This window comes from Hymenobacter ruricola (assembly GCF_015694525.1).
Lineage (GTDB): Bacteria > Bacteroidota > Bacteroidia > Cytophagales > Hymenobacteraceae > Hymenobacter > Hymenobacter ruricola.
Genome location: NZ_JADQDM010000001.1, coordinates 507603 through 520848, shown reverse-complemented (window position 1 = coordinate 520848; position 13246 = coordinate 507603). Strand labels below are relative to the sequence as shown.

Sequence of the window (13246 nt, the reverse complement as noted above, 5' to 3'; positions counted from 1 at the left end):
ACTTCAGGTCACAGCGCAGTCAACTGCTATTCTCCTCACACCTGAATCACGCCCACATTATACGCCTTCTCAATCGGCGCATGATTAGCGGCCGCGATGCCTTCCGAAATCACCTTGCGCGTTTCGAGCGGGTCAATCACGGCATCGACCCAGAGGCGGGCCGCGGCGTAGTAGGGCGAGAGTTGCTCCTCGTAGCGCGCCTTGATGCGGTCGAGCAGCTCCTTTTCGGCTTCGGGGGTGATGACTTCACCCTTGGCTTTGAGCGAGGCCACCTGGATTTGCAGCAGCGTGTTGGCCGCCGCCGCGCCGCTCATTACCGCTAGCTGGGCGGTGGGCCAGGCCACGATGAGGCGCGGGTCGTAGGCCTTGCCGCACATGGCGTAGTTGCCGGCCCCGTAGCTGTTGCCCACGATGACCGTGAACTTGGGCACCACCGAGTTGCTCATGGCATTCACCATCTTGGCGCCGTCCTTGATGATGCCGCCCTGCTCCGATTGGCTGCCCACCATGAAGCCCGACACATCGTGCAGAAACACCAGCGGGATGCGCTTCTGGTTGCAGTTCATGATGAAGCGCGCCGCCTTATCGGCCGAGTCGGAGTAGATGACGCCGCCCATCTGCATGCCGGTTTTCTTGCTCTTCACGATTTTGCGCTGGTTGGCCACGATGCCCACCGCCCAGCCATCAATGCGCGCCAGCCCGCAGATGAGCGTCTGGCCATACAGGTCCTTGTAGGGCTCGAACTCCGAGTTATCAACCAGGCGGTTGATGATGTCCATCATGTCGTAGGGCTTCACGCGGTCGGCGGGCAGCAGGCCGTAGATTTCCTGCTCGTCCTGCGCCGGCTTGGCCGGGGCCACGCGGCTGAAACCGGCCGACGCCTGCCCACCCATCTTGTCGAAGATGTTGCGGATGTGCGTCAGGCACTCCTCGTCGGTATCGAACTTGTAGTCCGTCACGCCCGAGACTTCGGAATGCATGCTTGCGCCGCCCAGCGCCTCGTTGTCGATGCTTTCGCCGATGGCCGACTTCACCAGATAGGAGCCCGCCAGGAACACCGAGCCCGTGCCGTTCACAATCATGGCCTCGTCGCTCATGATGGGTAAGTAGGCCCCGCCGGCCACGCACGGCCCCATGATGGCCGAAATCTGCACGATGCCCATGCTGCTCATCACCGCATTGTTGCGAAAGATGCGGCCGAAATGCTCCTTGTCTGGGAAAATCTCGTCCTGCATGGGCAAATACACGCCGGCCGAGTCGACGAGGTAGATGATGGGCAGCTTGTTTTCAATGCTGATTTCCTGGGCCCGCAGGTTCTTTTTGGCGGTGATGGGAAACCAGGCGCCGGCCTTCACGGTGGCGTCGTTGGCCACCACCACGCACTGCCGCCCGGCCACGTAACCCATCACAACGACCACGCCGCCGCCGGGACAGCCGCCCTCTTCCTTGTACATCCCCTCGCCCGCGAAAGCGCCGATTTCGACCTGCGCCGCGCCCTTATCCAGCAGGTAGTCAATCCGCTCGCGGGCGGTGAGCTTGCCCTTGGCCTTGTGGGCCTCGATGCGCTTCTGGCCACCGCCAAGAGCGACTTTCTGGAGCTTTTGGGTGAGGTTGAAGCTGAGCTGCTTGAGTTGGTCTTCGTTGCGGTTGAACTCGACGTTCATAAGGAATGCGGGGTGGGATTTGGTGGGAATGGGCGCAAAAAAATCCGCCCGGGGGCGGATTTCAAAGGTACGGGTAGTTTGAACGTCGTTTGGGAATTGCCCGTCATGTCGAGCTTGTCGAGACATCTTGCTCACTCCGTTGCAATCGCATAGAATTACTTCGGCATGCGAGATGTCTCGGCAAGCTCAACATGACCGTTCAAAACCTACTTCAGCACCGGGTTGGCGTCCACCTTTTTCACTTCGGTCGTGGTGGTGCCGTCGGGCTTCTTCTCGGTTTCTACCTTGCTCTTGTCCTTGCCGCCGCCGAACACCGAAAAGTGCACGTAGCGCTTGGGGTTGGCCTTGAGGTCGGTCAGCAGCTCGTTGGAACTGGCAGTGGTGGCGGCCAAGTTATTATAGAGCGTGGAGTCGTGCAGCAGCTTGCCCATCGAGCCTTTCTGGTCGCTGAGGGCCGTGTTGAGGCTTTGCACGGTGGTTTGGGCGTCGGCCAGCGTGGCATTGAGGCGGCGCAGGGCCGGGCCCACGGGCGCGGTTTTCAGCGAGTCGGAGAGCTGGCCGAAGTTCACGGCGATTTTGTCGAGCTTGCCGGTGGTGCGGTTCAGGGCGGTGCTCATCTGGGCCAGGTTGCGGGTAATGAGGGCGATGTTGGCTTGGTTGGCCACGATGAGCTTTTGCAGGGCTTCGGTGCTAGCGCGGGCGCCGGCCAGCGTGCCCTGAATGCTGGTTTGGGCGTCCTTGTTCAGGAAGCCGTTGATGTGGGCCAGCGTCGCGCCCACCGTGTCGAGCACGGGCAGGGCCTTGGCCTGGAAAGCGTCGATGCTGCTCACCGCCGACTTAGTACGCAACTCCTCGCCGCCGCTGAACTCCTTGGTGTTCCGGCCCATGAAAAGCGTGATGGTTTTCGAGCCCAGCAGCGAGCCGCTGAGGCCGGCCGTGGTGGAGTCGCCCACGGTGATGCCCTTCTCCAGCTCCAGCGTAGCGCGCACGTTGTTGCCTTTTTCGGGCTGCAGCTCCAGGTTCTTCACCTGGCCCACTTTGATGCCGTTGAGCAGCACCTGGGCGCCCACGGTGAGGCCGTCGGCCGAAGGGTACACCGCGTAATACGTGCGGTCATTGGACAGCAGGTTGCTGCCTTTCAAAAAGTTATAGCCTACCACGAGGGCGACAATAGCGACGATGGCCAGCAGCGCCACTTTTATTTCTTTAGACACTTGTAGAGGTATTGAGTGATAAATTGAGAATAGGCTACCTGGCTTGACCACCTACGAGAGCCGGTCGGTGCAGGGTCGGCCGGATGAGGAAATACTAGCCCCAACCGTAGGGCCGGCTGCTACCCGCCCTCCAGCTCGCGCTTGTATTCGCGGAACGCGCGGTAGATGCCTGCGGCCATATACGACTGATTGGCTTTGTCGTTCAAATACCGTTCTTCGGTGGGGTTGGTGAGGAAGCCCGCTTCGATGAGCACCGACGGCATGGTAGACTTCCAGAGCACGATGAAGCCGGCCTGCTTCACGCCGCGGCTCGGGCGCTTCACGCTGGTGCGCAGCTGGCGCTCCACGCGCTGAGCAAAGCGCAGGCTGTTGGTGATGTAGGCCGACTGGAAGAGCGAGAACATGATGTGGCTCTGGGGCGAGTTGGGGTCGAAGCCGTTGTAACGGGTCTGGTAGTTTTTTTCTTGCAGAATAACCGAGTTTTCGCGCTGGGCCACGCCCAGGTTGGCGGTGGTTTTGTGCAGGCCCATGGTCCAGACTTCGGTGCCGTGGCCGGCGCTGGGGCCGGCGTTGCAGTGCACCGAGATGAAGAGGTCGGCGTGGTTGCGGTTGGCAATGGCAGCCCGCTCGTCGAGTTCCACAAACACGTTGGTTTTGCGGGTGTACACCACCTTCACGTCGGGCAGGTTTTCTTCAATCTGCTTGCCCAGGGCCAGGATGATGCCCAGGGCCACGTCGGCTTCGCGGGCGGAGGCGCCGGCGCAGCCCCGGTCTTTGCCGCCGTGGCCGGCGTCGAGCACCACCGTGCGCAGGCGGTAGCGGTAGGGCGAATTGGCGTCGGGCAGCAGGGCCGAATCGGCCGCAATCCGGGTGGAGTCGGCCGTGGTCTGGGCCTTGGCTTTCCACTCGCCACTCGCAGCGCCCAGCAGCAAAAAGGCGGCACTGGCCAGGATGACAATAATCCGCACGTTGTTCGTTGAAGGGGCGGTAGCGACCTGCTACCTTTGTAGAAGCCCCAAAAGTAAACGAATTAACCGCTACTATACTTTGCCTGTTTGGTTTGGCCCCTTTTCTGCCGCTGATTTTCGGGAACGGCCGCGCCGTTTCCGCAGTGCCGCAACGCGCCCTGTTTTGCGGCGGGCGCTGTTTTTTCTGTTGCTCCTCAGCGGCACCGGCGCGGCCTGGGGCCAGGCCGTAACGCCGGCCACCCCGCAAGGCCAGACGCCCCGCAAAGCCAAAATTCAGGCCCGCAAGGCGCGGCGCAAGGCCATTCTGGCCACGCCGGCCACCCCCGACCAGGCGCCCGTGCTGCCGGCCCGGCCCCTCCCGAAGGCCAAGCCCGGCCAGCGGCCCGGCAGCGCCCCCACCCCGCCGGTGCGCAACATTTCGGCCGACCCGCGCGACCCCGTGGGCCCGCCCCCGCCCGGCGCCGTGAACGCCGGCCAGCCCCGCGTGCCCGGTGCCTCGCACAAGCCCGTGCCCGACACGCTGGCCCCCGGCGGCACCACCCGCCTGCCCGGCCTCGCCCCCACCGACACCACCGGCCTGGTGAACGGCGTGAGCCGCTCCGGCGACTCGCTGCAGCTGGCCGCCAAGCGCAAGGGCCAGGTCGAAACCACCATCAACTACACGGCCAAGGACTCCATTCAGTTCGACGTGCCCAATAAGGTGGCGCGGCTGTACGAGAGCGCCAACGTGAAGTACGGCGACACGAACCTGAAAGCGGCCCTCATCACGGTGAACTACGGCACCAACACCATGCAGGCCAACAGCCGGGTCGACTCGCTGAACCGCAACAAGGTGGTGGGCCGGCCGGTACTCGTGGACAAAGGCTCGACCTACGAAGCCGGCAGCATTGCCTACAACTTCAAAAGCAAGAAAGCCAAGGTGACCGAGGCCGTGACCACGCAGGGCGAAGGCTACGTGGGCGCCCAAGTCATCAAGCGCCTGCCCAACGGCGACATCAACGGCCTGATGGGCCACTACACCACCTGCAACCTGGAGCACCCGCACTTCTACATTCAGGCCAAGAAAATGAAGGTGATTCCGGGCGACAAGGTGGTGACGGGCCCTTTTAACCTGGTGATTGGCGACGTGCCCACGCCGCTGGGCTTTCTGTTCGGCTTTTTCCCTACACCCAACAAGAGCCGCGGCTCGGGCGTGCTCATTCCTACCTTCGGGCAGGCCGCCGACCGCGGCTTCTACCTCACCAACGGCGGCTATTACTTCGCGCCGAACGACTACATCGGCGTGCGCCTCACCGGCGACGTGTACGCCGGCAACGCCCAAACCTTCGGCGGCTGGGGCGCCACGGCCGATGTGAGCTACCTGAAGCGCTACACTTTCCAGGGCAATTTCAACTTCCGCTTCACCACCCGGCCTGTGGCCCAGATTCTGGACCCCGGCTCGCTCACCACCAACCCAGAATACATCAAGCCGCCGGCCGAAAACTCGTTCTGGATTACCTGGAACCACTCGCCGGTGCCCAAGCCCGGCGGCGGGCGTTTTTCGGCCAGCGTGAACGCCGGCACCAGCGCCTACAACCGGTCCTACAGCATCGACCCGCGGCGCTACTTGTCCACGCAGTTCAGTTCCAGCATCAGCTACTCGAAGCAGATTCGGAACTCGCCCGTCAACTACGACATCCGCCTGAGCCAGAGCCAGGGCACCGACGGCACCATGACCTTCACCCTGCCCGACATCAGCGTGGGCGTGGCCCGGCAGTACCCCTACCAGTGGTTCGGCATCCAGCCGGGCGCGGGCGGCAAGCTCGGCGCGGCCACTTACGAGCAGTTCACGGTCAGCTACAACCTGACGGCCCGCAACGAGGTGAGCAACCAGATTAGCGCCCGCAGCCTGCCCAACGGCCTGCCCCTGCTGGGCGGCACCACCGACATTACTCGCATTCCGCTCAGCTTCGGCAACCTGGGCAAGCTGCTGCAAAACTCGCGCAACGGCATGCAGCACCAGTTCGGCATCGGGCTGGGCTCGTACAGCGTGGGCCCGTATTTCAAGCTCAGCCCCTCGGTGAGCTACAGCGAGGTGTGGTACGCCAAAAGCCTGCGCTACCGCTACAGCCCGGTGGCCCAGGCCGTGCGCATCGACACGGTGTACGGCTTTAACCGCATCAATACCTATTCGGGCTCGGCTAGTCTCAACACCACGTTCTACGGCACGGTGGTACGCAAGGGCACTCACAAGATTCAGGCCCTGCGGCACAAGGTGACGCCCAGCCTGAACTACACCTGGGCCCCGGACCTGGGCCGCAATAACGTGTTTCCGCAGAACGTGCCGGTGTACCCACAGGGCCAAAACGTACTCAATGGCTTCGTGGACCAGTTTGGCCGTGTCGTCACGGACACGCGCACCCTCAACGCCTACGCCTTCAACTCCTACGAAAATTTCCTGTACGGCGCGCCCAGCAGCAGCCGGCAAAGCCTGCTCGCGTTCAGCCTGCAAAACTCGGTGGAAATGAAAATCCGGGACGACAAGGACACCACCGGCCTCAACCCGTTTCGCAAGTCCAGCCTCATCGAAGGGCTCGATTTCAGCATGAGCTACAACTTCGCCTCGCCCGGCGACACCCTGCACCTCTCGCCGCTCAACGTCAACTTCCGCACCCAGATTGCCCGGAAGCTGAACCTCAACAGCAACGCCAGCTTCGAGCCCTACCAGCGCGACGCTTCGGGCCGCACCATCAACCGGTTTTTGTTTGAGGGCAACCCGCGCCGGCTGCTGCGCCTGGCCTCGGCCAACTTTGGGGCCACCTACAGCTTCAACCCCGCCACCGGCAAAAAGAAAAGCGTGGTGCCCCGCGCCGTGGCCCCCACCAACGACCCCAGCCTGGGCACCGTGGGTCCGCCCAACTACTACGCCGACTACGTCGATTTTGACATTCCTTGGGAGCTGGCCCTCACCTACGCGGCTGGCTACACCACCAACACCGTGCCTCTTACCCAGGCTTACATCGACGCCAACGGCGGCAAGCGCCCGCCCATTCTGGCCCTCAACACGGTGGGCGTCACGGGTTCCATCAAGCTCACTGAAAACCTGCGCGTGAGCTACAACCTGGGCTACGACATCACGCACCAAACCGTGACGTACCCCAATCTTACCTTCTTCCGCGACCTGCACTGCTGGCAAATCAACGGCACCTGGATTCCCTTCGGCATCACCAAAGGCTACAACTTCACCATCGCGGCCAAGAGCAGCTTATTGCAGGATTTGAAGATTAATCGGAACCGCTACGCCCAGTACCAGTAATCCGTGAGCCGTTCGCGGGGAGATTGGGGCCGTTGGCGGGGCCGGGACCGGGGTTGAACGCTATTGCCAGCGCCGCAAGGCCTTGGGAGGTTGTTTTGAACACACCTCCTACTTTCTGCTGCCATGAACCCGTTCTTCCTCCGCGTGCTCCTCGCCGCCGACTCGGCCCAGCAGGCCGCCGCCGTTGAGCACTACCTGCACGAAGCCGGCCACGAAGTGGTGCGCGTGGAAGCCCGCGCCGACGCCGCCCTCAAAGCCGCCCGCCTCGTACACCCCGACCTGGTGGTGCTCTGCGGCGCCTTGCCGGGCGACCTGGACGGCGGGGCCCTGGCGGCCGCCCTGCAGCAGGAGGCCCTGCCCCCCACGCCCGTGGTGGTCGTGACCGACCCCGCCCAACTGCCGGGCCTGCTGGCGTTGCAGGCCCCGGCCTGGCCCGCGCACTCTGAGGCGTCGTCGCTGCCCCAGCAAGACCTGGACCCGGGTTCCGCGCCGGAAGAGGGCGAGTAGCTGGCTGATTTTCAGGAATTTTTCAATAAACCCGTTTTAGCCCCTGCGCTTTGGCCAGGGGCTTTTTGCTGGGCGCCGGGCAGCGGGTAACGAAATTGTTGCCAGCTTTGCCCCGTCAAACGGCTTTTCACCCGGCCTTTCCGGCCCCCGCCCGCCCTGCTATGTCCCAGCACAAGGAAGTCAAACTCGTCACCACCCACCAAATGCTGGCCATGAAGCAGCGGGGGGAAAAAATTTCCATGCTCACGGCCTACGACTTCTCGATGGCCCAAATCCTCGACGGCGCCGGCATCGACGTGCTGCTCGTCGGCGACTCGGCCTCCAACGTGATGGCCGGCCACGAAACCACCCTGCCCATCACGCTCGACCAGATTATTTACCACGCCCAAGGCGTGGTGCGCGCCGTGAAGCGGGCCTTTGTGGTGGTCGACATGCCCTTTGGCTCCTACCAGGGCAACTCGTCGGTGGCGCTGCAGTCGGCCATTCGCATCATGAAAGAAAGCGGCGGGCATGGCGTGAAGCTGGAAGGCGGCGCCGAGGTGAAGGACAGCATCATCCGCATTCTCACGGCCGGGATTCCGGTGATGGGCCACTTGGGCCTCACGCCCCAGAGCATCTACAAATTCGGTACCTACACCGTGCGAGCCAAGGAGGAAGCCGAGGCCCAGAAGCTGCTCGAAGACGCCCGCCTGCTCCAGGAAATCGGCTGTTTCGGGCTGGTGCTGGAGAAAATCCCGGCCTCGCTGGCCAAGCAGGTAGCCGAGGAGCTGACCATTCCCGTCATCGGCATCGGCGCCGGGCCCGACGTGGACGGCCAGGTGCTGGTAGTGCACGACATGCTGGGCCTCACCAAGGGCTTTGAGCCCCGCTTCCTGCGCCGCTACGCCGAGTTGCACGACGTGATGACCGCGGCGGTGCAGCACTACGTGGCCGACGTAAAAAACCGCGAATTTCCCAGCAAAGAAGAAGGCTACTAGCTCATTGCCAAATACTAACCGCCTGGTAGAAAGGCGGCGGCCGATGTGCTTTGAGGCGCATCAGCCGCCGCCTTTTTTTATTTTATTCAACCTATACCAATTACAACGATTGAATCGTTAGCTTTGCAAAACAAAGTACTTCACAAACGCCGCATGGGTCCCTCCGCCAATCGCCTGACGTCTTCCATTAGCTGGTCCATCACCTTCAAGGTCGTCATCATCGCCGTGCTGCTGGTGCTGTTGCTCATCCCGTCGAGCATGGTGGAGAGCCTCATTACCGAGCGGGCCGAAAACCGCGACGCGGCCACCGCCGAAATCAGCAGCCAGTGGGGTGGCTCGCAGCTGGTGCTGGGCCCCGTGCTGGTGCTGCCCTACACCGCCCGCGTGGTGAGCGAAAAAGGCGTGGTGAGTGAAGTGGTGCGCTACCTCAGCCTGCTGCCCGACACGCTGGCCACCACCGGCACGCTGGCACCTGAGCGCCGCCACCGCGGCATCTACGAAGCGGTGGTGTACCGGGCGGGCCTGCACGTGCAAGGCGCCTTCCAGGCGCCGCGCCTGGCCGATTTGGGTGTTTCGCCCGAGGCCGTGCGCTGGTCCGAAGCCTTTGTGACGGTGGGCATTTCCGACATGAAAGGCATCCGCAACGGGCTGGCGCTGAACTGGGACGGCCGCGCTCACCCCTTCGAGCCGGGCGTGCCCAGCGCCGAAGTGCTGCCCTACGGCAACGCGCCCACCGTCAGCACGCAGTTCAGCACGGTGCTGAACGAGCGCAACCGGTATTCCAAGTACCACGAAGAGGACGCCGACATGGAAAGCCGCGGGCAAACCACCAGCGGCGTGAGCGTAGCCATTCCCGTGCCCGACGAGGCCGCCCTCACCCGCCGCCACACCTTCTCCTTCGACCTCGACCTGAACGGCAGCACCGGCCTGATTGTGGCCCCCCTCGGCCGCCAAACCACCCTGCACCTGAGCGCCCCCTGGGCCGACCCCAGCTTCATCGGGGCCTTTTTGCCCACTCGCCGCACCCTGAGCGGCAAAGATTTTACGGCCGACTGGCAGGTGCTGCACCTCAACCGCAACTTCCCGCAGCACTGGCGCACCGACACCGACCGCCCGGCCGTGGACGAGTCCACCTTCGGCGTGCGCCTGCTGGTGCCCGTGAACGAATACCAGAAAACCATGCGCGCCGCCAAATACGCGTTGCTGCCGCTCACGCTCACCTTTCTCATTTTCTTCTTCGTGGAAGTGCTCAACCGGCGGCGCTTCCACCCGTTCCAGTACATTCTGGTGGGGTTGGCGCTGGTCATTTTCTACGTGCTGCTGCTGGCCCTAGCCGAGCAAATGCCTTTTGATGCCGCCTATGCGCTGTCGGCCGTGGTCATCGTGGGGTTGGTGACGGCCTACGCGGCGGCCAGCTTCCGGCACCGGCGCCTCACGCTGGTCACGGCCGGCGTGCTCACGCTCGTGTACGGGTTCCTATTCGTGGTGCTGCAATTGCAGGACTACGCCCTGCTGGTCGGCAGCATTGGGCTGGTGGTGGTGCTGGGCGCCGTGATGTTCCTCTCCCGCAACGTGGACTGGTACAACCCCGCGCCCCCCGGGCTGGCCCCTGAGGAGTCGGCAGCAGCCTGAGCCGCTACGGTTTCACTCCCGCGCGGCTTCGTATCTTCGCGGCACCAAAAGCAAGAGCGGAGCGCCCGGTGAGTGTGGTCTGATGACGTGCGGAAGCCCCCGTGTGGGTTCCTGGCCCGCTCTTGCGCCATCCAACCTTCCGCCCGCCCCCGCCGCGTGAACCGACCAAACCTCTGGTCTGAAGGCAGAGAAATTCTGTTTGAAGACAACCACCTCCTCGTCATCAACAAGCCGGCCGGCCTCCTCGTGCAGGGCGACGCCACCGGCGACGAGCCCCTCTCCAAAAAAGCCGCCGAGTACCTGCGCTTCAAGTACAAGAAGCCCGGCGAGGCCTTCGTGGGCGTGGCCCACCGCATCGACCGGCCCGTGAGCGGCGTGGTGGTGCTGGCCAAAACCAGCAAAGCCCTCAGCCGCCTCAACGAGATGTTCCGCGACAACCTGATGAGCAAAACCTACTGGGCGCTCACCGGCAAGCCGCCCGTGCCGGAAAGCGGCACCCTCATCCACTGGCTGGTGAAGGACACCGTGCGCAACGTGACCAAGGCCTACCCCACCGCCCACGGCCAGGGCCTACGCTCCGAACTGAAATACGAGCTGCTGGGCCCGGCCGGCAACCGCTTTCTGCTCCAGGTAAACCCCGTCACGGGCCGCCCGCACCAGATTCGGACCCAGTTGGCCACCGGCCTCGGCACGCCCATCGTGGGCGACGTGAAGTACGGGTTCATCGCGCCCCTGCCCGACGTGAGCATTGCCCTGCACGCCCGCCAGCTGCAACTGCAGCACCCCGTCACGAAAGAGCAGATGACCTTCGTGGCGCCCTTGCCCGATGCGCCGCACTGGGACGCCGCGCGGGAATTCCACCGGTAGGGGCGCCGCAAACGTTGCCGGTTTTGCCGCGTGCAAGATTTTGGCCTTCTGGCACCGAATTATCCCCCGCCCTGGCGGTGGCCGTAATTTTGCGTTACCTCCACTGAACCTAACGACGGGCGTTTTGCTTGTGCGGGCAGTTCAGCTTCAGAACCCTTTATGGCCATCCTCATTTTCTTCGTTGCCCACTATTACTTATCTCTGTTCACCCAGACGTTTTACCTGCACCGCTACGCCGCGCATAAAATGTTTACGATGAACAAGTTCTGGGAGAAGTTCTTCTTCTTGTTCACCTACCTCTGCCAGGGCAGCAGCTTCCTTTCGCCGCGGGCCTACGCGCTGCTGCACCGCATGCACCACGCCTACTCCGACACCGAGCTGGACCCGCACTCGCCCCACTTCTCGAACAACGCGTTCGACATGATGTGGAAGACCAAGGTGATTTACAACGACGTGGTGAACAACAACCACGAAGGCGCCAAGCGCTTCGAGGGCGACATTCCAGAGTGGAACTGGCTCGATAAATTCGGCGGCACCGTCTACTCACGCCTGGGCTGGGGCACGGCCTACGTGCTGTTCTACATCAACTTTGCCACGGCGTGGTGGCAGTACCTGCTGCTGCCCATCCACTTCCTGATGGGCCCCATCCACGGCGCCATCGTGAACTGGGGCGGCCACAAATACGGCTACCAGAACTTCGACAACCGCGACAAATCTAAAAACACGCTGGCCCTGGATTTCCTCGCCTTTGGCGAGTTGTTCCAGAACAACCACCACAAGCTGCCCATGCGCGTCAACTTCGGCGTGAAGTGGTGGGAATTCGACCCCACCTACGTGGCTATTTGGGGCCTCGACAAAGTGGGTATCATCAAGGTGAAGCGCAAAAACATGAACCTGAGCACCATGTCTAAACTGGCCAAGCCCAAGCGCGAAGCCGTGGCGGCATAAATAACCCAAACCGCGATAACAAACCGCAATAAAAAACCCGTTTCTAAAGTAGAAACGGGTTTTTTATTGCGGTTTAGTGAAGCTACAACAGTAGCAATGCCTGCTGCAAAGCATCGCGAAAAGCAGTGAATGAAAAGACAAGTTGGCTTTCTCCATCATCCAGATACAACCGGCCTTTTTCCTTAATCAGCCAATAGTTCTGGTTACCACCCAAGGCTTGCCATTGCTCCCGCCCGCTTTTTCGTTCGCTCATGCGCACAAGCTGCTGAAACAGTTGCTGAGCAGACGCTACCATCATGTCCGGAGCGCCCCGAAACAATTCCATTCGGCTAAGTCCGGTATCAATTTGAAGCCAGCCCGGTGAGTACTGCGCATCCATAGCATGTTGCGCAAACGGCTCAGCCGGGACGATGGTAATGAATACCATAATAGCTTAACAAAATATGAGCAAGCTACTTCCGAAGCTGCTTATTATCCTATACCTTTGCACTCCCAATTTCGGGAAACCCTCACCAGACGCACGAGCTGCGTCGCACAACCCCACCGGTTTATGGCAGTTAAAATCCGCCTCGCCCGCCGCGGCCGTAAAAAGGCCGCTACTTACGACATCGTAGTAGCCGACTCCCGCTCGCCCCGCGACGGCCGTTTCATCGAGAAACTCGGCACCTACAACCCCAACACCAACCCCGCCACCATCAACTACGACGCCGACCGCGCGTTTTACTGGATGATGACCGGTGCCCAGCCCACCGACACCGTACGGGCCATGCTGAGCTACCGCGGCGTGCTCTACCGCCGTCACCTGCAGTTGGGTGTCGACAAAGGCGCCATCACCCAGGAAGTGGCCGACCAGCGTTTCGATGCTTGGAAACAAGAGAAAGACGCCAAAATTGAAGGCAAGCGCACCGGCCTGGTTGATGCGAAGGAAGAAGCCCGCAAAGCTGCTTTCGCCGCCGAAACCAAGGTGAAAGAAGCTCGTGCCGAAGCCCTGCGTCAGAAGCAAGCTGCCCTGCTGGCCGCCAACGCGCCCGCGCCGGCTGCTGAAGAAGCCACCGAGGCTCCGGCCGAAGAGGCTACCGCTGAAGCTGCCGAGTAGTTTTTAGGTTACTAAAAACCGTAAGAGTTTGGGAGTTGTGAGCCGGACCGGCTGGCAACCCCCAAACTCTTTTTCGTT

General features: G+C 62.2%; 11 protein-coding genes. 7 read left to right on the top strand and 4 right to left on the bottom strand.

The window, feature by feature from the left end; all coding sequences use genetic code 11:
- Positions 1–35: 35 nt before the first annotated feature.
- The 3 genes from I2H31_RS02340 to I2H31_RS02330 form a co-directional block, all read right to left on the bottom strand.
- Positions 36–1664, bottom strand: a complete 1629-nt coding sequence (locus I2H31_RS02340; protein ID WP_196291388.1) for an acyl-CoA carboxylase subunit beta — start codon at positions 1662–1664, stop codon at positions 36–38.
- A gap of 206 nt (positions 1665–1870) precedes the next feature.
- Complete coding sequence (locus I2H31_RS02335; RefSeq protein WP_196291387.1) at positions 1871–2878, bottom strand: MlaD family protein; 1008 nt, start codon at positions 2876–2878, stop codon at positions 1871–1873.
- Positions 2879–2997: 119 nt separating this feature from the next.
- Positions 2998–3846 carry an N-acetylmuramoyl-L-alanine amidase family protein gene (locus I2H31_RS02330; RefSeq protein WP_317192163.1) on the bottom strand — a complete coding sequence of 283 codons (849 nt, stop codon included), beginning with the start codon at positions 3844–3846 and terminating at the stop codon, positions 2998–3000.
- A 187-nt stretch (positions 3847–4033) separates the two neighbouring features.
- Between I2H31_RS02330 and I2H31_RS02325 the strand changes: the two genes are divergently transcribed.
- From I2H31_RS02325 to I2H31_RS02300, 6 genes are all read left to right on the top strand, one after another.
- The gene (locus tag I2H31_RS02325) at positions 4034–7141 is read left to right on the top strand and encodes a putative LPS assembly protein LptD (protein WP_196291386.1); all 3108 of its coding nucleotides are present in this window, start codon (positions 4034–4036) and stop codon (positions 7139–7141) included.
- Between the two features lie 123 nt (positions 7142–7264).
- A complete protein-coding gene (locus tag I2H31_RS02320) occupies positions 7265–7648 on the top strand; it encodes a response regulator (RefSeq protein ID WP_196291385.1) in 384 nt (127 codons plus the stop codon).
- 161 nt (positions 7649–7809) lie between these two features.
- The gene (panB, locus tag I2H31_RS02315; RefSeq protein WP_196291384.1) at positions 7810–8625 is read left to right on the top strand and encodes a 3-methyl-2-oxobutanoate hydroxymethyltransferase; all 816 of its coding nucleotides are present in this window, start codon (positions 7810–7812) and stop codon (positions 8623–8625) included.
- 153 nt (positions 8626–8778) lie between these two features.
- On the top strand, positions 8779–10257 hold the full coding sequence (gene creD / locus I2H31_RS02310) for a cell envelope integrity protein CreD (RefSeq protein ID WP_196291383.1): 1479 nt from the start codon (positions 8779–8781) through the stop codon (positions 10255–10257).
- 156 nt (positions 10258–10413) lie between these two features.
- Entirely contained in the window at positions 10414–11124 is a 711-nt protein-coding gene (locus I2H31_RS02305; RefSeq protein WP_196291382.1) for an RluA family pseudouridine synthase, read from the top strand.
- A 159-nt stretch (positions 11125–11283) separates the two neighbouring features.
- Positions 11284–12072 (top strand): acyl-CoA desaturase, encoded by a 789-nt coding sequence (locus tag I2H31_RS02300; RefSeq protein WP_196291381.1) that lies wholly within the window; start codon positions 11284–11286, stop codon positions 12070–12072.
- A gap of 82 nt (positions 12073–12154) precedes the next feature.
- On the opposite strand, the gene I2H31_RS02295 is transcribed toward I2H31_RS02300, so the two are convergent.
- Positions 12155–12499, bottom strand: a complete 345-nt coding sequence (locus tag I2H31_RS02295) for a hypothetical protein (RefSeq protein WP_196291380.1) — start codon at positions 12497–12499, stop codon at positions 12155–12157.
- A 123-nt stretch (positions 12500–12622) separates the two neighbouring features.
- On the opposite strand from I2H31_RS02295, the gene I2H31_RS02290 reads away from it, so the two are divergent.
- Positions 12623–13168 (top strand): 30S ribosomal protein S16, encoded by a 546-nt coding sequence (locus I2H31_RS02290; RefSeq protein ID WP_196291379.1) that lies wholly within the window; start codon positions 12623–12625, stop codon positions 13166–13168.
- Positions 13169–13246 lie beyond the last annotated feature (78 nt).